Here is a 22,995-nt window from a genome sequence, read left to right as displayed (position 1 = left end):
TGCGGTGAAGCGGCCCAGATTCCGCGCCGAGGCCGCATGGGGGTATGCGTTCATCGCACCCACCGGACTCGGCCTGGCCATCTTCTACCTATGGCCCGTCGTGCAGACCGCCTACTTCTCCTTCACTGAGTGGGGCGCGTTCGGCGGACACACCTGGACGGGGCTGGACAATTACACCCGGCTGCTCGGCGACCCCGAGGTAGGCCGGGCGATGCTCAACACGCTGACCTATACCGTGCTCGGCCTGGTCGGGATCCCCGTCGCGATCGTGTTCGCCGCGCTGCTCAACCGGCCGGGGCTGCGCGGCGCGGGCGTGTACCGCACGGCGTTCTTCCTGCCTGTGGTCACCATGCCGGTCGCGGTCGCGATGCTCTGGCGCTGGCTCTACAACGGCGACTACGGCCTGGTCAACCAGGTGCTCGCACTCGTCGGCATCGACGGGCCCAACTGGATCGCCGACCCGGCCACCGCCATGTACGCGCTTGTCGTGGTGGGCATCTGGAGCAGCGTCGGCTACAACCTGATCATCTTCCTGGCCGGGATGCAGGCCATCCCCAAGGAGCTGTACGAGGCCGCGACCGTGGACGGCGCCGGTCGCGTCCGGCAGTTCTTCAGGATCACGCTGCCGATGTTGTCGCCGACTGCGTTCTTCATCTCGATCGTCTCGGTGATCGGCTCGCTGCAGCTGTTCGACCTGGTCTTCGTGATGACCGGGTCCGGGCAGTCGGCGCGGGCCAACCCGGCGTACTCGCGCATGCAGACCGTCGTGCAGCTCTTCTACGAGCGGGCCTTCATCACCAACGACCGCGGTTACGCGGCCGCCATCGTGATCGCCCTGCTGGTGCTCATCGCGGCGCTGACGATCGCGCAGTTCAGGCTCCAGCGAAAGTGGGTGCACTATGTCTGAGCGTCGCCCGATCGGCACGCACGCGGTGCTCATCGCCTCGTCGCTGGCGATGATGGCCCCGTTCGCCTGGCAGGTGATCACCTCGCTCAAGACGCTGAGCAGCGCCACCGCCGTGCCGCCGACGTTCCTGCCCGAGGGCCGCTGGGACAACTACGCGAAGGTTTTCGACCTGCTGCCGTTCGGCGCGCAGTTCCTCAACACCGTGCTGATGGCCGCCGGGCGGGTGACCGGGCAGGTGCTCTTCTGCTCGATGGCCGCCTACGCCTTCGCCAGGCTCCGCTTCCCCGGCAGGAACGTGCTGTTCGCCATGTTCCTGTCGGTGCTGATGGTACCGCCGCAGCTCTTCGTGATTCCGCAGTACCAGATCATGTCCTCCCTCGGCTGGCTCAACAGCCTCCAGGCGATCATCGTGCCCGGCCTGTTCAGCGCGTTCGGAGTGTTTCTGCTGCGGCAGTTCTTCCTGGGCCTGCCACGCGAGATCGAGGAGGCCGCCCGCCTCGACGGAGCCGGTCCGGTGCGGATCTACTGGTCGATCATGATGCCGCTGGCTCGGCCGGGGCTGGTGGCGCTGGCCGTCCTCACGCTGCTGTGGGCGTGGAACGACCTGTTCTGGCCACTGGTGGTCAACACCGATCCGGACAAGATGACCTTGTCGGCGGGACTGGCCGCGCTGCAGGGCCAGTACCAGACCGACTACCCGATCTTGATGGCCGGCTCGCTGCTCGCCTCGCTTCCCGTGATCGCCGTGTTCGTGTTCCTGCAACGACAGTTCATCCAAGGCATCGCCCACACCGGCAGCAAAGGCTGACCCATGTTCGTACGATTAGCCTCGATCGCGGCGCTCATCCTGGTCTCGTTCGCCGGCACCGCTCATCCCTCGACGGCCTCGACGGCCTCGACGGCCTCGACGGCCGAGGGCGGCGTGTCGCTGGCCGTGCCCGCGTACTTCTACCCCGGTGAGCTGTGGAAACAGGTCTCCGTTTCCGGGGTAGGGATCACGGTGGCCAATCCGTTCTCGGGCCCAGGCAACGACTTCGACCCCAACTACGCCAAGGCCATCTCCGACGCTCGCGCCGCCGGGGTCACCGTCCTTGGGTACGTGGCCACCGGCTACCTCGGCAGCACCGGTCGTGCCACCAGGCTCGGCGAGACCACCCCGCTCGCCTGGCTCGCCCAAGCGCAGCAGGAGGTGGACCGGTGGTACGACCTGTACGGCGCGCACGGGCTCGGCGGGGTCTTCCTGGACGAGGTCCAGAACGTCTGCGGCCCCTCGAACGCCTACTCCGACACCTACCGGGCACTGGACGAGTCGATCAAGAGCCTGCACCGTGGCGCGTTCACGGTCATCAACCCCGGCATCGGCACCGAGAAGTGCTACGCCGACATCGCCGACGTGAGCCTGACGTTCGAGGGCACCTACGAGACCTACCGTGCCTGGCAGCCCCCCACCTGGCAGCGCGGCCGCGACCCGCGCCGGTTCTGGCACCTCGTGCACGCCACCCCCACCAGGGAACAGATGACCGAGGCGCTGCGTCTGGGCAAGGAGCGCGGCGCCGGCTACATCTACGTCACCCCCGACGTGCTGGCCAACCCATGGGACAGCCTGCCGGACTACTGGCAGGCCGAACTGGACACGGCCAGGTCGTCGGACGCCATCCCACCCGCGCGCCCCGGCCCCGCCACACCCGTCAAGCGCGGTCCGACGACGCTCACCCTCGCCTGGCTGCCCTCTCCTGGCGCGGTCGGCTACGACGTTTCGCTCGACGGAGTGCGCGTCGCAGGTACGGCCGGTCGCATCCCCGCTGTCACGTTGCGACACCTCGACCCGGACACCAGGTACACGATCACGGTCAAGGCCCGCGACGCGGCGGGCAACGCCTCGGCCGCGAGCGCCGCCGTGCCCGTACGCACCCGAAAGGCCGACCCCCGCCCGCCCGCCACCCCGAACGGGCTGCGCACCGAACAGGTCAAGGTCGCCAGCGTCCAGCTGGCCTGGGAACGCACGAAGGACAGCACCTGGTATGACGTCCTGATGGACGGCCAGCGCCTGCTGAGGCTACCCGCCGCCCTGCTGCCCACCGACGCCACCGTCCCGGTCACCGGCCTGACCCCGGCGACCTCCTACACCTTCACCGTGGTCGCCAGGGACGCGAGCGGCAACGAGTCCGCGCCCACCCAGCCGCTGACCGTCACCACCACCATGCCCAGCGGCGAGCCCATCTCCGAGCAGACCGGTACGGTCACCGCCGACGCCGCCACCTACCAGGCGCGCTACAACCTGCCCTTCGACTTCCACCACGTGTACGTCGACGCCGACAACGACGCCGCCACAGGCTTCGCGGTGGCCGGGATCGGCGCCGACTACCTCATCGAGAACTCCTGGTACTACCGGCACGCCGGGACCGGCTGGAACTGGACCCCCGTGGACGTCAACCCACTGATCTCCTCGACCGACGACCTGTTCGTGTGGCGCGTGCCGCTGACCGGCCCCCATCGGATCGTGTTCCACGGCTCGGGCAGCTCGCCCGAGACCTACAGCCCTGTGGTCAACGTCTCCTGAGGAGCAGCCCTCATGATGGCATCGCATCACGTCCACCGATTACTCCTCGCCCTCCTGCTCGTGGTCTCCGGCGTGGCCGTGCCCCGGCAAGCAAGGAGCGGGGTAGCCGACTTCGGGATGGGCCGCACCCCCTTCTACGGCCCGGTCCCGACCCTGAACCACAACAGCCGCACCGCCTTTTGGTACGGCCAGCTCGACCAGGCCAAGACCGACCAGCTCAAGGGCTACGACCTAGTCGTGCTCGAACCCACCCTCCGGGTGCTCAACGTCGCCGCCGACCACTTCTACTTCGAGTCCGTCACCAGCGCGCAGGTTCAGGAGATCAAGCGGGGCCTCGACAGCGCGCTGGGCACGGCCGACGACGTGACCGTGCTCGGGTACCTGTCCGTCGGGGAGATGCTGCCTTCCATCGTCCCCGGCTCGACGGGTCACATGACCATCACCAAGGGCATCGAGCTCGGCCTGCTGCCCACCGGGTACCGTGGCCCGTCAGGCCCGCTGCACGGGCCCAACCCCTGGAACTACGACGCGACCGGCCGCTACCTGAACATCGAGGGGGGCGCCGCGCCGGACGGCACCTACGACGACGGCTACGACGGCTACGACGGGCTCGACATCGCCAGCGATCACTCCTCCTGGGGCGGACGGCTGCGCTGGGGCAACAAGGGCGTCATGCCCTGGTACCTGGACCAGCAGGGCACCTGGGTGAACGACGCCCGCTACCCGTACGGCGGCTACTGGAAGGACGGCGACGGGATCGTCGACGTCAACAAGAACTACGGCGGCGGCTACATCAACGGCGGCGACCCCGCATGGCAGCGGTTCGTCACCTACCAGGTCGACAAGATCGTGCATGACGGCGAGTACGACGGGGTGTTCCTCGACACCGTCGACACCCCGGACCCGGTGGGCGGAGCAGGGCCGTCGATCTCGTGGGGGCCGCGCGGCAACTTCGGCCACACCGCAGAAGGCATGGTCGAGCTGGTGGAGAAGATCAAGGCGGTGGACCCGGCCAAGGTGGTCGCGGCCAACCGCGGCTACTGGTACTTCAACCCCGACGAAGGCACCTCACGCTTCGCCGCCCGCTACCGGCACGCGATCAACGTGTTCGTCACCGAGTCCTGGTACTACAACACCTACATCCCCGGCTTCTACGACACCAGCCCCGGCTACGCCGACAACTGGAACACCGACCGGGCCTCGCCCACCTACCGGAACCGGGACAACTTCGGCGGCTTCTGGAAGGACTACGTCAACGCCCAGGCGAACGCCGCCGACGGCTTCAACGTGGTCGTCATCGACTTCCGGGTACCGGCGTCAGGGACGCACAAGTGGATGAACGAGGTCGTGGCCAACAGCGGCTACCTGGCCTACGACGTCAGCGGCGCCAACCACTTCAACTCCGCGATCTACGACGACGCGAAGAACTGGCTGGACACGCAGGGCAGGCACGCCCCCAGCCAGGCCGGCGCGCACCCCGTCGACCTGTACGGCGGCTTCGTCGCCGACGGGGCCTTCGCCGAGTGGTCGGGGCAGCCCCCGATCTTCAACGACCCGGCGGGAGGCAACGCCAAGGGCATCACCAAGGTCTACACCAAGTTCGTCGGCGACAGGTTCTTCATGATGGTCGAGGCCAAGCAGGCGCTGAACCTCGCCCAGGAGATGATCTATTTCGACTACGACAAGGACGGGCCTTCCGGGTGGCAGCCGTGGTGGCCGATCTCACCGGACGCGCGCGTCCATCTGGAGACCCTGAACCAGGCCTACCTGCTGCCGCACGCGGGAGCCGGGCAGGGCGATGTCTTCCGCTTCTCCAGCCCCGCCTCGCCGTCCAACCGGGGTTGGCCGGTGCGCGTGGTGCAGTCGGGCAACCGGGCGGAGCTGGAGTTCTCCCGCGATCACATCTTCCCCGCCGTGAAGGAGGGCACGGAGGTCTGGACCTGGTTGCGTACGGCGAACTTCGGCGGATCCTCTGTAAAGTTCACCATCCCCGGCGGCACAGGCCCTACACCGACGCCGACCCCAACCCCCACACCGACTCCTACACCGACGCCGACCCCAACCCCCACGCCGACTCCCACGCCCGGCCAGAAGTTCAGCATCGACGGCTCCGCGGCCGACTGGTCCGGCGTCACACCGCTGATGACCGGTACCGCCGGTGTGCGGTCCCTGTCCGCCGCCAGCGACGGCACCACCCTGTACCTGCTCGTCCAGGGCACCGGGCTCAACGTCCTGGAGCAGTTCTTCCTCGATACCGATGTCAATCCCGCGACTGGTTACGCCGCAGCGGGCTGGTCTGTCCCGTCCGGCGCCGAGTACATGCTGGAGAACGCCAACCTCTACCGGCACGGCGGCTCCGGCTGGTCATGGACCCCGCGCGGCCAGGTGACCTTCGCGCGCAACGATACCGTGGTCGAGGCCGCCGTCCCGATCGCGAGCCTCGGCCTGTCGCCGGGACAGCGGCTCAGGATCGGCTTCGTCAAGAACAACTCGGCCGCCGACCGGCTGCCGCCCGCCTCCGGCACACTCCCCACCGTCATCCTCGCCGGCGCCTAGGAGTCAGCGTCCATGAACAAGCTCATCCGCGTCCTCACCCTCATGGCCTTCACCTGCGCGGCCATGCTCGCCGCCGTCCCGGCGCATGCCGCCATCAGCGGCCAATCGGCCACCAACACCGCCACCACCGTGACCTACCAGTTCTCCTACACCGGGGCGCCCGCCTACGCCCGGGTCTACATCGACACCGACCGCAACGCCGCCACCGGCTTCACCCAGGGCGGCGCGGGCGCCGACTATCTGCTGGAGAACGCCTCCCTGTACCGCCACAACGGCGGCGACTGGAGCTGGACGCCGGTCACGACCGTCACCTATTCCGACACCGGCGGCACGGCGCGCTGGACGCTGAACCGCGCCGACATCGGCGAGACCGGCACACCTGAGGACGCCGACCTGGTCTTCCAGGTCGAAGCGCCCCTGGAGACCTCTGCCAGGTACACCCACGCCTACAGCGGGGGCGGCGGCACCGGCACAACCGTGACCTACACCGCGACGAACGAGCCCTTCGCCAACCCGGAGCGCGGCCTCTACCACCACACGGGAGACTGTGACAAGAACGACTTCTCCCTGGCCACGCTCCAGGACTACCGCGCCAACCAACACATCTCTCTGGTGATGTGCGTCTTCTACCTCGCTGAGTCCCGCAACGCCCCGATCAGCCCCGCCGCGCTCGCCCAACTGCAGCAACAGCTCGACACCGTACGGGCCGCAGGGCTGAAGATGATCCTGCGTTTCGCCTACACCACCGCCACCGACGGCACCGACGCCCCCAAGGACCGGGTGCTGGCTCACCTGGACCAGCTCGCCCCTTATCTGAGCGGCAACAGCGACGTCATCTACCTGATGCAGGCCGGCTTCATCGGAGCCTGGGGCGAGTGGTACTACACCCAGAACTTCGGCAACGCCGGTGTCGTGTCAGCCGCCGACTGGGCCAACAGGAAGACCGTCGTCGACAAGCTCCTCAGCGTGCTGCCGAAGACGCGCATGGTCCAGCTCCGCACGCCCAAGTTCAAGCGCACCCTGTACTCCACCAACCCGGTCTCTTCATCCCAGGCCCACGACGGCTCAGCACTCGCCCGGCTCGGTCACCACAACGACTGCTTCCTGGCCAGCCCCGACGACTACGGCACCTACGAGAACACCGCCGTCGAGTACCCCTACCTACAGGCCGACACAGCCTACGTCGCCATGGGCGGGGAGACCTGCGCACCCAATCCGCCGCGCTCCGACTGTCCCACCGCCCGCGACGAACTGTCGCGCTTCCACTGGTCCTACCTCAACACCGACTACCACACTGGCGTTCTCAGCGGCTGGAACACCGAGGGCTGCCTGTCCGAGATCACTCGTAGCCTCGGCTACCGGTTCACTCTCGAGAGAGGGACCTATCCGCGCTCGGCCGCACCTGGTGGCGCGTTTCCGGTGAACATCACCATCAGGAACGTCGGGTGGGCCGCCCCCGGCAACCCCCGCGGGATCGAAGTGGTCCTGCGCAACACCGCCACCTCGGTGCTACACCGCCTTCCCATCACGGCCGACCCCCGGCGGTGGCAAGCGGGCGGTACGACGACAGTCAGCCAGACCCTCACGCTGCCCGCGACCCTGCCCCGCGGCACCTACGCGGTTCTGCTCAACCTTCCCGACCCGCAGCTCGGCAACCGGGCCGAGTACTCGATCCGGCTCGCCAACCAGGGAACCTGGGAGGCCGGGACCGGAATGAACAACCTCCTGCACACCGTGACCGTGAACTGACTGGTGGCCTCCTCGGTGAATCCAGGGAGGCCACCGCATGCGGTCGCTCACCGTATGGATCACTACGACAACGACAGGTTGAGATCTCAGGTCCTGTAATAGACGATCTCGTCATGCTGGCAGAGACGGCAGCTGGACGGTCAGCGGGATTCACGGCGTTTCTCAGCCGGTTCGCGGGCCGGTTCCTGCGGGTGGAGGCGCGTCGGCAGATGCGCTCCTATGTACGAGGCCTGCTCGGTGAGAGGGCGTAAGAACGGCTGGACACCGGCCGAGGCGGCCGAGCAGGCGGGCCCGGAGCACATGCAGCGGTCGCTGAACCTCTATGCCTGGGACAGCAATGGGCTGCGCGATGACGTGCGCCAAAGCGTGGTCGAGGTCACCGGCCGCATCGATCGCGGCGGCGGTGCGGGGGTCTTGGTGGGTGTCGACGCCGCCGGTGACCTCGACCTCGTGCGGGATCTGGTGGTGTGTCATGGTGGTCATGGCCGTCCTGTTCTCCGCGACCGGGCGCGGGGCGGCACGCACCGCCGGGCGATACGGACAAGACAGTGATGGGGCCTCTGGCCAGGCTCCTATAAGGTCACGCGCCGCGTTCGGTGAGTGCGGACGAACGCCTCCCGGCCGAGGTCGGCAGATCCCGTTGAAGACACCACGGTCAGTCAGACCATGAGCCAGACCTCACCGGGAGGCGTTCTCCCCCATCCTCACTGTCTGTACGGTTTCCGGCTCTGGCTCACTTTCGGTGGTAACAGAATGCGCACCTCAAGGTGACGTCGAGAAGCTGGCAGGTTCCTCACCAGACGCCCGAAAGATCGCTTGATCGCTCGTGCTCCTGCACGCCGAACTGCGCCACGATACCCATTTGGCCAGCCAGTTCGCCTCCATCACGTCCATATCGCCTGTGACCACGCTCGGTCACAGGCGAAAGTAAGCCAGAGCCGAATACGAGACAGAGCCGTTGTTTGTACAGTCCCGTCCGAGCATCATGCGGCCGCCGAAGTGATGACCGGACATTTCAGCGCGGCCCTGACTTCTTCTGAAGGATCAGCACAGCTTGCCGGTGTAATAGGCGTTATCGACCACGCCGGGGCTGCCGAGTTTTTTGTGGCCCGGTCCGACGCAGAGGGTGTGATCGGGCAAGTTGTTACGCACCACTCGGACCTTGATCCATGAACCGTCGGATGTGCAGTGGTTGTACCAGGCCGTGTATCTGTCCTCGTAGAAGCCACAGCGCACGGCGGTGAGCCGCCCACTGGTTTTCGCTGACGCGTCGGCGGCCGCGGCGGTCGCCGCCGATACGCCGAGCGTGCTCGCCGCCGCACTCGACGGTACGGCGACGACACTGGTGACGATGCCGGCCGCGATCGCCAAGCCGGTCAGGAATTGCCGATGCCTCACTGATTGCTTCTTGGTCTTCACGAGTCTCCTTCTGATACCGGGGTGCGGAGCCCCGGTGACTGCGGACGAGACAAATGCTGCCGAACACCGCTACACCGCCACTACATCCGAAGAGATGAGGGTTGCTCCCAGTTGATGGCCCTGGCTCACTTTCGGCTCTAACTGGGTGTTTGATCCCATGAGTTCTGTCTGATTGTGGTTTCAGGTGTCTCTCCAGGTTGGGGTGTTTTCGCGGGTGAGGCGGCGGGTCATGAGGTCGATCATGGCGATGTGGATCATGGCTTCGGAGCGAGCGGGCAGCACCTCGTAGTCACGGGTCAGGCGGCGGTGGAACATCAGCCAGCCCAGGATGCGTTCGACGACCCAGCGCCGGGGCAGGGCGGTGAATCCCCTGGTGGCGGGGTCGCGGCGGACGACTTCGACGTCGATGCCCAGTGCGGCGCCGCCTTCGATTCATGGCCGACCGGAGCGCCTACCTCACCCTCCAGTTCCACCCAGCCGCAGACCCTGGCACACGCGCTCGCCGACTCCCCGGTCGGCCAACTGGCCTGGGACCTGCAACTGTTCGGCGACGAGGTGAGCGACGACTACATCCTCACCAACGCCACCATCTACTAGCTGACCGACACCGCCGGCAGCTCAGCCCTGGTCGGCTACCACGGCAACAGGCCGCCTGCCCGCCCCTCATGGATCCCGCTGGGCCTCGCCTGCTTCGCCGACGACTTCTTCCCCTCCATCCGCCCACTCGCCGAACGCGACCACAGCGCCATCGTGCACTGGAACACATACGACAAGGGCGGGCACCATGCCGCGCAGGAAAACCCTCAGCTCCTCGCCGATGACCTCCGCACCTTCTTCACCCCCCGCCGATGACCTCGCCCGCAAACGCATCGACCGCGATACCGATGATCTCCACCCGATTCGGGAACACCACACACGCCCACCACGTCCGTCGCCTTCCACCGGAACATCAACGACCGGCCCTACCGGTCACACTGCTGCTGCTGACGGCGTGCGCGACGGCGTGCTACATACCGCCCCGCCTCGCGACGAAGACAGGTTAGCGAACCTGGAAAGCACCGTCATGTGACGGATGCCGACCGCCCTGCCCCCAAAAAGGGGTGCCGGTAAGAAACGTGTCATGAGCCCCAAACGAGCGGCTCACCACCCCGAGGTCCTCGACCGACGCGACTTGATCTTGTGCGAAATCGAACATTTCTGAGACGCCCTGGGCCCATAGCCCTGCTCTCGGCGTTCGACTAGAGAATCGCGTCTCACAACCCGCGTACGAAAACTATGTTTCACTATCCACGGCAGAGACCGTTTATGAGACAATATCAAGGTGAGCAGGATCGGCTACAGTCGGGTGTCCACCCGAGACCAGAACCCCGATAGTCAACGCGACCCCCTAACCGAGGCGGAATGCGATCGGATCTTCGTCGATAAGGCATCGGGAAAGATCGATCGACGCCCCGAGCTTGACAAGGCGCTCGACTACCTCCGGCCTGGCGACACCTTCGTCATCACCCGCCTGTCACGCGCCGCCCGTTCACTGCGCCACCTGCTGGACTTGGCCGCGCAGCTTCGCGAGCGCGAGGTCGACCTCCTCGTGCTCAAGCAGGGCATCGACACCTCCACACCCGGCGGGCGCCTGCAGTTCCACATGTTCGGTGCCTTCGACGAGTTCCTCCGCGAGCTCATCGTCGAGGGCACCCTCGAAGGACTGGCCTCGGCCCGCGCGCGCGGCCGCGTCGGCGGGCGCCCGGCGGCCCTGGACGCCCACGGGCTCGAGATGGCCCGCGCGCTGTACGAGATGAAGGGCGAGGACGGCAAGCGCCGCTACACCGTCCAGCAAATCGCCGACCGGCTCGGCGTCAGCCGCGCCACGATCTACCGCCACCTCGATCCCGGCAAGCCAGTCTCGGCGTAGGAGGACCACGGTGCTGCACCCGATCACCTACTACGGCGGCAAAGCCAAGCTGGCTCGCGAGGCTTGAAGAGCCGGAGTACCTGCCCTGCGCGGGGCTGTTTTCCCTGTATCGGTTCGCCGACTGCGAGCGTGGCGATGTCCTCGCGGAGCACTCGATCGCCTTTGACTCGCGGTCGAGCCGTTCACTGTCGCCTTTGAGATGACGGCCGCGTACGCCACCCAGCCCGGTAGGCAGACGCTGGACCACGGCTGGGCATCAAGGTCGCCCGGATGCAACGCCTCGTATGCGTTCCGGCTCAGCCCATCACCGTGCCCGTGTTCGCGGTGTTTCGGTTGCGCTTACGAGAGAACGCACCCAGGTCGATTTCCAGGCCGGTGCGCGGGGCCCGGAACCGGACGGGCGACGCGTCATGGTCGACGCCGTTCTCCACCTGGTTGATCAGTTCCGTCATCAGCTGACCCACGACTGGCGCGTTCTTGAATGGTTGCCGCTCGTTCCGATCGCGAGGTAGAAGCCCTCGAGTTCGGTGCGGTCGTAGATCGGAGTCCAATCGTCGGCGACGTCGTAAACGCCCACCACGCCGCGGGCCCGGTTGGGCATCGCCAGGTCGGGCAACCGCCGCGCGGCCCGCGTCACCTGAGCCTCGAAGACCGTGGCCGTGGGGTGGATGTCGACGGCGTCCGGGTCGTCGGTCCACTGCATCGGATCACACTCCGGTTCCGTTCCGCCGACGAGCAGGCCCCCTCCTCCTTCACCGCGGAAATAGGTGCCCAGATCCATGTCCGCCACCACGGGCCCGCCATAGCCCTCCGGGACCGGCACGTGCGCTACTTCCTGCCTCATCGGGCGCACACCGACCGTGAAGTCGGAACCCACGCCGGCCAACCGATTCAACGCGCCCGACCACGGACCGGCCGCGTTGACCACGACGGCACAGGGAATCCGGGTGCCGTCCGACAGTCGCACCGCCGTCACGCGCCCGCTGGCCTTCTCCAGCGCTGTCACCGTGCTGCGGAAGCGGAACTCCGCCCCGCACGCCGAGGCCGCGGCGGCGAGGTTTACGGCGGCGAGGCTTGGGTCCGAGACGTAACCGGCGTCCGGGGTGTACACGCCACCGAGCGATTGTTTCGCGTCCTCCCAGAATTCCTCGTCGTCGAGCCGCCTCGGCGGCCAATAGCGGCCGACGTCGATACCTGGGACGCGCTCGGCCAAGGTCGCGCTGTCCCATTCCTCGTAGGGAACACCGATCTCATCGAACAACGGAAGCCACGACGTACGCGGAGCCGCCTCGACGTCCAGCATGACCAGCCCACTCTTGCGGAACATCGCGAGGTCGCCGACATCGTGCCCGAGGTGGCCGGCCCAGTCCAGCCAGCCGAAATGCGCCTCCCACGCCGTTGCCACCCCGGCGTTGGTGGAGAAGTTGAACCGAACGACCGCACTCGATGCCGAGGTCGACCCCTGTCCAGCCCCTGGGGCCCGATCGAGCGCGATAACCCGGTGCCCCGCCCGTGCAAGCTCAAGGGCGATCGACGAACCGATCACCCCTGCGCCGATCACGACCACATCGGTACTCAGGCGCTTACCGGGCACGGCAGGTCCTGAGGTAACTGAGGAAGGAGGCCTGCAGGCCGGTCACATGCGTTTCGCGCAGGACCGCGCTGGTGACGGCTCCGCCGCGGGCGGTCAGGCGGTGCAGGACGGTGGCCGCGTTCTTCGTGAGGTTCTGGTAAATGGCCAGGTCTCCGAGAAGCTCTCGGTCGTTGACGGTCACGTGAAGCTTGGCGGCAGGCAGGCTGTCGCCAAGCTCTTCGAGCCGCGCGAAGACCTGACTGTCTTCACTGGCAACGCCGGGACTGCCCGCTCCGATGGTCTCGAAGAGCGTGCAGCCGGTGAGCCAGGTGTAGAGACTGAAAAGTCCGCCGTAGGAGTAGCCGAAAAGGCCGTGACCGCTCGTGGCTGTGCCGTAGTCGCGTTCGATTCGCGGGTGCAGTTCCGAGGTAAGGAAGCTCAGGAAGGCATCGGCGTGAGTGTCGCGTAGTTCGGCGAGGTACGCGTCGGCTTCTTCGCGTGTCCTCGCGCCCGCTTGGACTCCCACCTCCACGGCATCGATGAGCTCCTTGGCGATGGGCTCGCCAGATGGCACGAGGTCTCTGTTGCGCAGCCGATCCCAGTGCTGTGCTTCCTCGCCTGCGTAGCCGACGCTGACTTGGATGTAGGGCTGGATCTTTTGCATGGGGTCCATCTGGGTGACGATGAGCGGAGCCGTCATGCCCACGGCCCAGTTGCCGTCGAGCACATAGACGACAGGCGCTTGCGTCGCGGCGGGATCGTAGCCCGGTGGCGTGGTGACCCAGACGCCGTAGTCATGCCCGCCGCCGGAACGCATTTCGAAGTAGTCGGTGTCGGCGAGGCAGCCCTGCCACATGGTGCTCATCGGAGGTCCTTCACAACTCGGCCGGCCTGGAGAACGAGGACGGCGTTGGCGGGGTCAGCGAACAATTCGGGGTCTTCGACGGGGTTGCCGTTCCAGAGCACGAGGTCTGCCTGCATGCCGGGAGCGATGACCCCCACCTCGTCGGACAGGCCAAGGATCTCGGCGTTGGTCTTGGTGGCTGCCACGAGAGCCTCCATCGGCGTCTCGAGCGCTGCACGCAACCTGAGCTCCTCGCCTCGACGGTCCTGAGCCGGACCGATGAGATCGGAGCCCAGCCCGATCCGTACTCCGGCCTCCTTGGCGACAGCGAGCGCCTCCGCCATCCGCTCACGAACACCGATCACGCGATCGCGGGTCGACTCGCCGAGGCCGGCTCCAGCGGTGTCATGCAGCAGTTGCTCGACGACAGCGAACGTAGGCACAAGGGCAACCCCGCGAGTGGCCATCAGGGTGGCCGTGGACTCGTCGAGGTCGGTGCCATGCTCGACACAGCGCACCCCGGCCTCGACGGCGTTCCGAATGCCGTCGTTGTTGTGGGCGTGAACCGTCACATAGGCGCCCCGTGCCGCGGCTTCCTGGACAGCGACGGCGATCTCCTCGACGGTGAACTGGGTGTCGGTCAGCCGGTCGTGCGCCCCAACCACGCCGCCGGTCACACAGATCTTCAGGAAGGAGGCTCCGCGACGGAAGGCCTCGCGCACGTTGCTCCGCAGCTCGTCTGCGTTGCCCGACATCATGGACAGAGCGCACAGACCAGGAATGTGATGGCTGCTCCACAGCTCGGTGGGTTCCCAGTCGGCTCCGTAGTAGCCGTGCCCACCGATCTGGCACTGAACCGGTCCGCACGACAGGACACGCGGCCCCCTGACCTTGCCCTTCGCGATCGTGGTGACGAGGCCGCCGTCGACCCCGCCGGTGTCCCGAACGGTCGTGAAGCCGGCATCGAGCGTCGCGCCGGCCGTGGCGAAGATGTCCGCCGCGAGCTCAGCGGCACTGATCTGAAACGAGAACTGCGGCTGGATCAGGCTCGACAAGCCCAGGTGAACGTGAGCGTCGATCAAGCCGGGCGTCATCGTCAGCCCCTCGGCATCGAGGTGCTCGCCGTGTGCGGCGGAGGCACCAAGCTCGGTGATACGCCCGTCTTCGATGGTGACGTTGACGTCGCTGGGGTCGCGACCCGACCCGTCGACGACCGCCGCGCCGACTACCTGAACACGTCCCACGAGTCGTTCCCTCCGCCGTTGCGAGCAGGCTGCGACCATGTGTGACGTAACCCGGCACCGGCAGCGCTTCTTTTCCAATGGATAAACTATGGGAGTGATCCTGTCAAGCACGGAACGCAAGAGCGACGCACGGGAGCGTCTCCTGGCTCGGCTTCTCGACGCCTTCGGCGAGGGCCTGCCCACACCGGAGGTGTCGCTCCGTGAGATCGCCGCTAGGACCGAGACCAGCCACGCCCTCTTGCGATACCACTTCGGGTCACTCCCGGGCGTCTTGGCGGCCATGCTCAAGGCACAGCGATCCCGCGACAACGAGGCACTGCTCGAGGCCGCCCAGCAGGGCACCTTCGACGACCTCGTCATGGCGATCTGGCGGGCCTACACCCGCCCGGAGCAGCTGTCGCGTGTCCGCGGCTTCTTTCACGTCGTAGGACTGGCCGCGTACAGCCCAGAGGACTTTCGTGAGTTCATCGACTCGCTCGACGACCTGACCAAGGTGCTGGCCTCGCTCGCGGAACGCGAAGGGGTCGACACCGAGGAAGCGCTGACTTTGGCCACCGTCACCATTGCCGCGCTCCGTGGCCTGCTCTTACAGGAGGTTCTGACTCCAACAGCTCACTCGGAGGACGCGGTCGCCCTGATCCTGCGCATGAGCAAGGACCAATCCGTTCCACGGACACGCCCGGGGCATTGAGTAGGGCGTCAGGTTCAGCCGCCGTCCGGCCCATCCAGCGGACCGCTTGCCGCGGTGAGGGGCAGGAGCATGTGCAACTCCAGCGCCCGCTGCGGCCCCTCGCCGAGCAGGCGGTCGGCTGCGGCCAGTCGCTGGTAGAGCGTGTTGACGTGGATCGCCAGTGCGGTGGCTGCCGGGCGGGTGCGGAAAGACCCGACTGGCGATCCGCTGTATGACGAGGAGCTGTATCGCGGCTGGCACCGCTACACCTTGGAGGCCAGCACCAGCCAGGGCGGACAGTGGGAGAGCCGTACCGAAGTGCTGTGGTCCAACCGCCCCCTGAACGCCCACGAGGCCCTGTTCGACCCGCGTAACGAAACTCCCGCACCCAATCCCACGCCAGCGGAAGCATGTAACGAAACGCTGTGCGAGGCTCCCGAATGCGGGCTGACCGTCCGCCAACCTGCCACGGGACGGCGCCGCCGCTACTGCTCAACGGCCTGCCGAGTTCGGGCGCATCGGATGACGACGCGATCGTGACCTACGCCGGGCTGCCCGGCTGCGCGGCATCCCCGCTCAACGCCAGTCGCTTGGCGACGTCCAGCCGTACCTCGCCGTAGGGCTGGACATGCTGCCAGAACAACGGCGTCAGCCCGCGGCGGTCGGCGGGTTTGAGCAGCTTGGCCCACTCCGGATCGGCCAGGACGTCCTGAAGCATCAGCGTGTTGATGTAGACAAGCGCCGCCTGCAAGATCCGCAGGCACAAGACGCTCATCTCCAGTTCCTCACGTCGGTTGGTGGAGATGTCGCCGCCCTTGCCGTAGAAGATCACCGAGTTGGCGCCGTTGGAGGATTCCACCACGTTGAGCCCTTCCTGGATCTCCCGCTGCAGTTCCCGGAGACGGAGGTAGCGGGCGACGAAGATCGTCTTCTGCGCGCGGCCGACCTCCAGCATGGCCTGGTAGGTCGGGTGGGAGGCGGATTCGGTGAAGCGGCGCAGGATGGCCTCGGTGGAGGCGGTGCCCTGTTTGATCGCGGTCGCGTATTTGATCATCTGGTCGTAGTTCTGCTCGATCAGCTCCCATTTGATCGGTCGGGTCATCGCGGGCGTCAGCCGCGGGTACAGGTCGCTCTCGCCGCTCTCCACCCGGTACAGCTTGACCTTGTTGATCTGCTTGATGCGCGGCAGCAGGTCAAAGCCCAAGAGCCTGCTCACGCCGAACCCGATTTCGGTCTGGCCGTGGGAGTCGACGTAGTTGCCCTCGACCTTCATGGTGGTGCCGTGCCGGACCGCGCCCTCGATCATGGCGTGCACCTCCGAGGCCGAGGCGCGCAGGGTCTGGGAGTGCACGACCATGGACCCGCGCTCGATGTGCCAGTAGATGAGGATGCCGCGGCCGCCGTACCGGGAGTGCCACTCGGTGAAAATGTTCTGATCGTAGGCGCGCACGTGCGTGGAGTCGGAGACGACGGTGGTCGTCCCCTCGCCCCACAGCGCCACGTCCCGGGCGGTGAAGGTGGCGTTCGCGATGGCGATCGCGATGTCGGTGGCGATCTGCGGGGTCAGATAGCGGCGCCGTACGTAGCGGATGTCGTCCTCGTTGTGGGCGTGGCCACCGGAGGCCACGGCCCGGATGCCGGTGTTGGTGCCGTACCCGAAGATGGCGAGCATCAGCCTCTCGGCCAGGACCTCGGGCTTGAGGCTGGAGCCGCCCACCACCGAGGTGACCGCCTTCAGGCAGCCGGTACGCAGCACCGCCTCCTTGAGCATGTCGATCAGCGGGACCGATCCCCAGCGCCGGCTCACCTCGTTCTTGATCCGGCGCAGGTTCCGCGGCTCATCCGCCGGGCCGAGCTTCGTCAGCTTGATCGCGCCGGACTTACGTTCGGAGATCGCCAACCAGTCCAGCTTCGGCAGCGCGGTGTCGAGTGCCTCCAGCTCGGCGCGCATCTCGGCCTTCAACTCGGCGATGAAGTCCTTCGGGTCCAGCGGCTTGCGCAGCTCGGCGTAGTTCTCCATGCGGCGGGCGGCGAAATCCTTGGGCAGGTCCTCCTCCGGGTCGCGGAAGGAATGAGCGCCGACCACCCAGATCTCCTTGCACCGCAGGGCCTCGCGCAGCGCCTGGAAGGTGACAATCTCATACACCATCCGCACCACGCGCCGGCGCCCGCGCTTGTCGTTCTTGAACACCAGGTCCTCCCACTCGCCCGCGGTGCCGCGGTGCTCGGGCACCACCTCGCCGCGCGGGTAGTAGGTGGTGTTGCCCGCCTTGGCGTAGCGGCGGATCAACTTCAGCGCCTCGATCACCGGCTGGAAGGCGGTGTTGTTGCTCTTGAACTCCAGGGTGTCCAGCAGCGCGATCAGGCCGCGCCGGTAGTGGTTGGTGTAGGAGGCGCGCAGCGTGGTCTGCACCGTGGTGCGGTAGGCCGGGCCCTTGGTCTTGAACTCGTGCACCAGATCCTTGAGCGTCTGCTCACCGCCGCTGACAGCCGGGAAGATGACCTGGCGGACCGAATCGTCGGGCTGGCCGAGCGCGGCGTCGGCGACCCTGAACAGGATGTTCTCCTTGCCGGTCACCCGCTTGAACGCGTTGATCAGCTCCTTGGTCACCTTGCTGTCGGCCCGAGCCTTGATCCGGTGCACGGTGGCGATCAGCAGTTCCACCAGCGCGTCGGTGATCTCCCGCTCCCGCTCCTGGACCAGCGCCGCCAGCAGCAGCACCGTCAACTCGCGCGGATGCGTGCGCATGTGGGAGGGCGCTTCCACCGCCGTCCGGGCCCGCCAAGCGGCCAGTACCTTGGGCGCCACGTCGGCGAACAACCCGGGCGGCAATTCGATCGAGCGCGCCGCTGCCAGCTTGCGGATCTCGGTCATCATCGACTCCAGGCTCACGTTGCCCGGCGCGGACTTGATCAACGCCAGCAGGTCGGAGTCGATGTCATCGTCCTCGGCAGGCGTCTCACCCGTAGGTTCCTGACGGCCACCGGCCCCCTCGCTCACCGTGCGGCTGGCATCGTCGATGCCGACCAGCGCGTAGATCCGCTGCGTGGTCTCGGGACTCAACCGGGAGGCGATCCGCACCGACCAGGCGACCTCCGCGTTGTGCAGGGCCGAGGCCACGATCCGGGAGATCCGTCCAGGCGCCGGCGGTTCGATCCGCTCCTCGCGCAGATGCTTGAGCAGTTCCTCCCGGACCCGTTCAGGCCGCCGCTTGGCGTGCGCGACCTCCTCGGCCAGCCACACCGCCAGCTTCGTCGCGTCCTCGGTCGTGCAGGTGCGAAAGCCGAGGTGCGTGCGGATCTGATGGCGGTGGTACTCGATCGTGGAGCCGGACCACTCATAAAAGCCGAGCTCCGAGGCAGGAACCCGGACCTGCTTGGCCACGTGCTCAACCACGTCTTCCCGCAGCTCTGAACGGCCGCGCGGGAACCTGCCGTGCTGCGTGTAGAACTTCAGCAAGATCGTGAAGCCGAGTCGAGTTGCGTCGCGCTTTCCGGCGATCAGGTCGCGCTCTTCGTCCAGGATCGTCCAGTGCTCGACCAACTCGTCGATGTGCATCGGGGGGTGTTTCATGACCAACCAGCATTGACCAGGCAAGTCATAGCAAGATCAACGCCGTTTGGGGCTCATGACACGTTTCTTACCGGCACCCCTCGTACGCATGAACTGGCGTGTGTGGAAACGTTCGTGCCGGGAGTGCTGATGCTGATCGTCGTGGACGCGACGTCGGGTACCCAGACCCCCGCGCAAGGCCGGTCGTACCTCATCTCGCAGCCGGCTCCGGGCCGGTTGAAGCTGGACCTGAACCGGTTGATGCTGCTTCCCCACGCTTTTTCCTCAGCCGTACCGTGCCCGACCGCACCGTCGGGCAACCGTGTGCCGTATGCGATCCATGCCGGCGAGAAGCGCGTCGTCTTCACGCGATAAGGTCGTCCTCACCTCCCGGACACACATTGGGCGCCTTGTCGCAGGACAGCCGATGTCCCGCAACGGCGTCACCTTCGTGCCCCTGACGAACCAGGCCGGTGGCTCGCAGGCCTTCAAGCAGATGGTCCCAGGTCATCAAGCCCAGCCGCGCCGACGTACGCCGACGATCACCTTTGTGCGCGGTACTTCCCGATCACCGTCCACGTCAATGCCTTCGCCCCGTCCGCGACGAAATCCGTGCTCGCGTGAGGAGCTCATCACCGAACCGGATCTTGGTACGACACGGGCGGCAGAGCGGGGCCGCTTGGGCTCAGCGGTTGTCTGTTCGGTGTTCTGCTAGATTGCTGCGGTCAGTTACCGGCGTCGGTGGTAGGTGGAGCACGCTGGCCAATTCGGCATACCCGTATCCGGGATGCCTCGGCCGGAAGGTGTTCTTCCTTGTTCTCCACTGTTGATGTCGCAGTCGTCGGCGCAGGTCTGTCTGGTCTGGTCAGTGCGTATCGGCTTCATCGGGCCGGTGCCGAAGTCGTGGTGCTCGAAGCCAAGGACCGCGTCGGTGGACGGCTGCTGACCTCGTCCACCCGTGCCGGTGTCGCCGTGGACTGCGGTGGCTCCTGGGTGGGATCGCGGCACAAGGCTGTTCTCGCCCTGCTCGGCGAATTCGAGATCGACCTCGTGCCGCAGTTCACCGACGGCCTCAATCTGCTCCGCGTGCGGGGCCGCATCCACCGGTACAGGGGTGACGTCCCCCGGCTGCGCCTGCACGAGATGCTCGATCTCGCACGCGCGCAGTGGCTGCTCGACCGGATGGCGACGCGTCTTGGAAGCCCGCCCTGGTCCGGTGGGTTCGCGGCGAAGCTGGACGAGCGCTCGTTGGGGGCGTGGATGCGGCGGCATGTCCGTACCACCGCCGCCCTGTTGGTGCTGAAGATGGTGACCGCCGCGAGTTTCGGGTGCCGTCCCGAAGAACTCTCGCTGCTCGCGTTCGCCGCGCACGTCCACGGGTGCGGTGGCCTTGCCGACCTTGTCGGCGTTCACGACGGTGCCCTGGCCAACAGGATCGCCGGAGGAGCCGGCACACTGCCCACCCATCTGGCACGCCGCCTCGGCGATCGAGTACGGCTCGATCACCCCATCGTCGAGATCCACCGCTCACCGGACCGTGTCACCCTGATCAGCCGCACTCATCAGCCCGTACACGCACGCCGGGTCATCGTCGCGGTGGATCCGGCCACTGCGGACTCCATCGCACACCACCCGCCACTCCCCGTCGAGCGCGCCGAACTGCAGCGACGCTGGCAGATGGGCACCGGCATCAAAGCGCACGTGATCTACCAGCGGCCGTGGTGGCGTGACCACGGTCTGACCGGAGCGACCGTCACCGACACCGGATTCGTCCGGCTGACCTTCGACGTCAGCCCCGCCGGAGCCGGGGCGGGCGTGTTGACAACCTTCCTCGGGCCGGCCATTGCCGACGACCCGGAACTCCTGCAGCCGGACTCGGCGCCCCGGCGACGCCGGCGCGTCCTCGACGACCTGGCGGAACTTCTCGGGCCGGACGCCCAGCACGCCGAAGACTACATCGAGCAGGACTGGACCGACGAGCCATGGCAGAGCGGCTGCGTACCGCGAGTGCCGACAGGTGTACTGCACACCGGTTATCCATGGCTCACCCGGCCGGTCGGTCCCGTTCACTGGGCCGGTGCGGAGAGCTCCCACATTGGCGAAGCCCATATGGACGGAGCGGTCCGCGCCGGCCAGCGCGCCGCCGATGAAGTACTCGCGACACTCGCCACCGTGGCACGCGCGTAGAAGAGCCCCGCCGAGGGAGGACATCCCCTTCGGCGTCGGCCGCGGGACGGCCGGCGCTGCCCGGTAGAGCTCTGGGTGTGGGGCGGGGCATGTCCACGCTGCACGCTTCAGCGACGTTACTGCTCCCTGCGTGCGCGTCGTCGAATAAGAGGGTGTCCGGCTCTGAGAGTCTGGAGGCTGCGTTGAATGCCATGCAGTAGGGCGTCCAGCGATCACCTTGACAGCGTCGTAGCGCGTGGCCTCGGCCGATGGCCACTGGCTGGCCGGGGCCACAAGGCGGCTTCCAGGGATCGTCGCAACACGGAATGTGTTGTGAAGATCTTAGACCGTGTCCTACCTGGTGAGTTTGAGATGTCGCTTATGGCAGGTCATGGTTGCGGCGAGGGTGAGAAAGGCCAGGTAGCTATAGGAGTGACGCTCGTAGCGGGGTGACAGGCGCCGGTAGCCGAACAGCCAGGAGATGGTCCGCTCGATCACCCAGCGGTGGCGGCCCAGTCGCTGGCTGGACTCGACGCCTATGCAGGCGATGCGTACCCCGATGCGCTTGTCGCGCAGCCATCGCCGCAGCTCAGGATGGTCGTAAGCCTTGTCGGCGTGGAGCTTGCCGATCTTGTGATACCCGCCCGCGACGGGGTTGTGTCTCAATTGGAGGGCGAGCACCATCGGCTTCAAGCGGCGGCTGTCGTGGACGTTGGCTGCGGACAGGCCGACGACCAGGGGCAATCCGGCCGCATCCGACAGGACGTGCAGCTTGGAACCGGGTTTGCTCCGGTCTACGGGTGAAGGACCTGTGTGTTCGCCCCCTTTTTGGCGCGCACGTGCGCCGAGTCGAGCACCACACGTGACACATCCACCAGACCATCGTCGGTGAGCCGGTCCAGGACGGCCTGGTGCAGCCGCTCCCAGACCCCGGGCCGCGACCAGATCACAAACCGGCGATGCACGGTCGACTTCGAGGCCCCGAAACACGGCGGCAGTGCCCGCCAGGCACATCCGCTGACCAGCACGTAGACGATCGCGGCGAACACCGCCTCATTAGCGACACCGAGGACCCCGCCGCCTTGCGGACGCACCCGGGGCGCCGGCAGCAACGACCGCGCGACATCCCACAACCCCGCCGGGACGATCAAATCCCACTGCCCGCTGCCCATGGTGGATTCAACGACTCACCTACCATGTAGGACACGCTGTTAGGGCTCGCTGGTGGAGGTTCCGATAGGAGAACGCTGAGAGCATGGCGCCTCCCGGACGATGACATGTGCGCAACGCGCGACGCCGCCTCACGTCGCAAGATCTGAGGTGAACCATACTTTTCCGAACTCCTCGCAGGCTGACCAGGCTCTCCACCCGTCACCCCGACGCCCTGGTCACAGGGAGAACTCCCCGCGTGTCGCAAAGCGATACACGGGGAGCCGAGTAAGCGAAAACGATGCGATCAGCTGTAGAAGGTGCGAGAGCCGCGGCTCACCGTGGTGCCTCGCTCACCCCAGTAGGTCTTGACCGTGGCACGGTAGTTGGTGTCCTCGTAAGCGGTGGCCAAGCTCCGGCACGTGGCGCTCGGGTGGCCGTAGTAGTTGTTGTTGTCTCTCCAGGTGTATGAGGGGCCTCCCCCGTTGACCGGAGTCAGTGTCACCTCTACCCAGCGCGCCCCCTCGCTGTTGAACGCCTGGGCGCAGATGCTGTCGGTACCGTCGTTGTAGCTGACGACGCCGTCGCCGACGTTCCAGGAGGGGCCCTCACCCCGATGTGTGGACACCTTGAGTGCCGGATGATGAAAATCCGGAGACAAGGAGTTCCACGTGGCGATGAAGTCGTATCCGCCGG

19 protein-coding genes and 1 pseudogene are annotated in these 22,995 nt (G+C 66.7%); 12 read left to right on the top strand and 8 right to left on the bottom strand.

The features are described from left to right. The first annotated feature begins 4 nt into the window (after positions 1-4). From ACIBCT_RS39525 to ACIBCT_RS39500, 6 genes and pseudogenes are all read left to right on the top strand, one after another. Positions 5-907 (top strand): carbohydrate ABC transporter permease, encoded by a 903-nt coding sequence (locus tag ACIBCT_RS39525; RefSeq protein WP_399197174.1) that lies wholly within the window; start codon positions 5-7, stop codon positions 905-907. Next, complete coding sequence (locus ACIBCT_RS39520; RefSeq protein WP_399197173.1) at positions 900-1,715, top strand: carbohydrate ABC transporter permease; 816 nt, start codon at positions 900-902, stop codon at positions 1,713-1,715. The genes ACIBCT_RS39525 and ACIBCT_RS39520 overlap by 8 nt, the downstream gene beginning before the upstream one ends. A gap of 3 nt (positions 1,716-1,718) precedes the next feature. Continuing rightward, positions 1,719-3,467 carry a spherulation-specific family 4 protein gene (locus ACIBCT_RS39515; protein ID WP_399197172.1) on the top strand — a complete coding sequence of 583 codons (1,749 nt, stop codon included), beginning with the start codon at positions 1,719-1,721 and terminating at the stop codon, positions 3,465-3,467. A gap of 12 nt (positions 3,468-3,479) precedes the next feature. Continuing rightward, positions 3,480-6,023: a hypothetical protein gene (locus ACIBCT_RS39510; RefSeq protein ID WP_399197171.1), complete on the top strand. Its 2,544-nt coding sequence runs from the start codon at positions 3,480-3,482 to the stop codon at positions 6,021-6,023. A gap of 12 nt (positions 6,024-6,035) precedes the next feature. Then, on the top strand, positions 6,036-7,772 hold the full coding sequence (locus ACIBCT_RS39505) for a DUF4832 domain-containing protein (protein WP_399197170.1): 1,737 nt from the start codon (positions 6,036-6,038) through the stop codon (positions 7,770-7,772). Between the two features lie 113 nt (positions 7,773-7,885). Then, positions 7,886-8,171: pseudogene (locus ACIBCT_RS39500) on the top strand (IS701 family transposase); the annotation flags it as partial. A 645-nt stretch (positions 8,172-8,816) separates the two neighbouring features. Here ACIBCT_RS39500 and ACIBCT_RS39495 read toward each other — a convergent pair. Further along, the gene (locus ACIBCT_RS39495; protein ID WP_399197169.1) at positions 8,817-9,191 is read right to left on the bottom strand and encodes a DUF6355 family natural product biosynthesis protein; all 375 of its coding nucleotides are present in this window, start codon (positions 9,189-9,191) and stop codon (positions 8,817-8,819) included. A 249-nt stretch (positions 9,192-9,440) separates the two neighbouring features. Between ACIBCT_RS39495 and ACIBCT_RS39490 the strand changes: the two genes are divergently transcribed. Then, positions 9,441-9,788, top strand: coding sequence for a hypothetical protein (locus ACIBCT_RS39490; protein WP_399197168.1), 348 nt, complete (start codon positions 9,441-9,443; stop codon positions 9,786-9,788). Positions 9,789-10,512: 724 nt separating this feature from the next. Next, complete coding sequence (locus tag ACIBCT_RS39485) at positions 10,513-11,100, top strand: recombinase family protein (RefSeq protein WP_399197167.1); 588 nt, start codon at positions 10,513-10,515, stop codon at positions 11,098-11,100. Positions 11,101-11,396: 296 nt separating this feature from the next. Here the strand turns inward: ACIBCT_RS39485 and ACIBCT_RS39480 are convergent, their stop codons facing one another. From ACIBCT_RS39480 to ACIBCT_RS39465, 4 genes are read right to left on the bottom strand one after another with little or no spacing between them, the layout of a single operon-like run. Further along, on the bottom strand, positions 11,397-11,552 hold the full coding sequence (locus tag ACIBCT_RS39480) for a hypothetical protein (RefSeq protein WP_399197166.1): 156 nt from the start codon (positions 11,550-11,552) through the stop codon (positions 11,397-11,399). Then, entirely contained in the window at positions 11,552-12,694 is a 1,143-nt protein-coding gene (locus ACIBCT_RS39475) for an NAD(P)/FAD-dependent oxidoreductase (protein ID WP_399197165.1), read from the bottom strand. The genes ACIBCT_RS39480 and ACIBCT_RS39475 overlap by 1 nt, the downstream gene beginning before the upstream one ends. Then, positions 12,684-13,538 (bottom strand): alpha/beta hydrolase, encoded by an 855-nt coding sequence (locus ACIBCT_RS39470; protein ID WP_399197164.1) that lies wholly within the window; start codon positions 13,536-13,538, stop codon positions 12,684-12,686. The genes ACIBCT_RS39475 and ACIBCT_RS39470 overlap by 11 nt, the downstream gene beginning before the upstream one ends. Then, positions 13,535-14,761 (bottom strand): amidohydrolase family protein, encoded by a 1,227-nt coding sequence (locus tag ACIBCT_RS39465; RefSeq protein ID WP_399197162.1) that lies wholly within the window; start codon positions 14,759-14,761, stop codon positions 13,535-13,537. Before ACIBCT_RS39465 ends, ACIBCT_RS39470 begins: the two co-directional genes overlap by 4 nt. A gap of 88 nt (positions 14,762-14,849) precedes the next feature. On the opposite strand from ACIBCT_RS39465, the gene ACIBCT_RS39460 reads away from it, so the two are divergent. Continuing rightward, positions 14,850-15,452, top strand: a complete 603-nt coding sequence (locus ACIBCT_RS39460; protein WP_399197161.1) for a TetR/AcrR family transcriptional regulator — start codon at positions 14,850-14,852, stop codon at positions 15,450-15,452. A 141-nt stretch (positions 15,453-15,593) separates the two neighbouring features. Continuing rightward, complete coding sequence (locus tag ACIBCT_RS39455) at positions 15,594-15,971, top strand: hypothetical protein (RefSeq protein ID WP_399197159.1); 378 nt, start codon at positions 15,594-15,596, stop codon at positions 15,969-15,971. Between the two features lies 1 nt (position 15,972). Here ACIBCT_RS39455 and ACIBCT_RS39450 read toward each other — a convergent pair whose 3' ends face one another. Further along, positions 15,973-19,005 (bottom strand): Tn3 family transposase, encoded by a 3,033-nt coding sequence (locus ACIBCT_RS39450; protein WP_399197158.1) that lies wholly within the window; start codon positions 19,003-19,005, stop codon positions 15,973-15,975. On the opposite strand from ACIBCT_RS39450, the gene ACIBCT_RS39445 reads away from it, so the two are divergent. Together ACIBCT_RS39445 and ACIBCT_RS39440 are read left to right on the top strand one after the other, a co-directional pair. Continuing rightward, positions 18,964-19,359 carry a DUF1684 domain-containing protein gene (locus ACIBCT_RS39445; RefSeq protein WP_399197157.1) on the top strand — a complete coding sequence of 132 codons (396 nt, stop codon included), beginning with the start codon at positions 18,964-18,966 and terminating at the stop codon, positions 19,357-19,359. The genes ACIBCT_RS39450 and ACIBCT_RS39445 overlap by 42 nt on opposite strands. 438 nt (positions 19,360-19,797) lie before the next feature. Continuing rightward, positions 19,798-21,171, top strand: a complete 1,374-nt coding sequence (locus ACIBCT_RS39440) for a flavin monoamine oxidase family protein (RefSeq protein ID WP_399197156.1) — start codon at positions 19,798-19,800, stop codon at positions 21,169-21,171. A gap of 333 nt (positions 21,172-21,504) precedes the next feature. Here the strand turns inward: ACIBCT_RS39440 and ACIBCT_RS39435 are convergent. Together ACIBCT_RS39435 and ACIBCT_RS39430 are read right to left on the bottom strand one after the other, a co-directional pair. After that, positions 21,505-22,322 (bottom strand): IS5 family transposase gene (locus tag ACIBCT_RS39435; protein WP_399197155.1). Its coding sequence is split into 2 segments (ribosomal slippage): positions 21,505-21,972 and positions 21,975-22,322, totalling 816 coding nucleotides; the frame shifts between segments, so codons are not numbered across the junction. Between the two features lie 284 nt (positions 22,323-22,606). Beyond that, the gene (locus ACIBCT_RS39430; RefSeq protein WP_399197154.1) at positions 22,607-22,927 is read right to left on the bottom strand and encodes a hypothetical protein; all 321 of its coding nucleotides are present in this window, start codon (positions 22,925-22,927) and stop codon (positions 22,607-22,609) included. Positions 22,928-22,995: the final 68 nt, after the last annotated feature.

Source organism: Streptosporangium sp. NPDC050855 (assembly GCF_044456585.1).
GTDB classification, from domain to species: Bacteria; Actinomycetota; Actinomycetes; order Streptosporangiales; family Streptosporangiaceae; genus Streptosporangium; species Streptosporangium longisporum.
Note: the sequence above shows the minus strand (reverse complement) of the source record. Positions and strands in the feature narration are given on the sequence as shown.

Excerpts from the sequence above, each read along its gene's own strand:
- ACIBCT_RS39520 (WP_399197173.1), top strand. The coding sequence starts at position 900 with ATGTCTGAGCGTCGCCCGATCGGCACGCACGCGGTGCTCATCGCCTCG.
- ACIBCT_RS39515 (WP_399197172.1), top strand. The coding sequence starts at position 1,719 with ATGTTCGTACGATTAGCCTCGATCGCGGCGCTCATCCTGGTCTCGTTC.
- ACIBCT_RS39510 (WP_399197171.1), top strand. The coding sequence starts at position 3,480 with ATGATGGCATCGCATCACGTCCACCGATTACTCCTCGCCCTCCTGCTC.
- ACIBCT_RS39505 (WP_399197170.1), top strand. The coding sequence starts at position 6,036 with ATGAACAAGCTCATCCGCGTCCTCACCCTCATGGCCTTCACCTGCGCG.
- ACIBCT_RS39480 (WP_399197166.1), bottom strand. The coding sequence starts at position 11,552 with ATGACGGAACTGATCAACCAGGTGGAGAACGGCGTCGACCATGACGCG.
- ACIBCT_RS39470 (WP_399197164.1), bottom strand. The coding sequence starts at position 13,538 with ATGAGCACCATGTGGCAGGGCTGCCTCGCCGACACCGACTACTTCGAA.
- ACIBCT_RS39460 (WP_399197161.1), top strand. The coding sequence starts at position 14,850 with ATGGGAGTGATCCTGTCAAGCACGGAACGCAAGAGCGACGCACGGGAG.
- ACIBCT_RS39450 (WP_399197158.1), bottom strand. The coding sequence starts at position 19,005 with ATGAAACACCCCCCGATGCACATCGACGAGTTGGTCGAGCACTGGACG.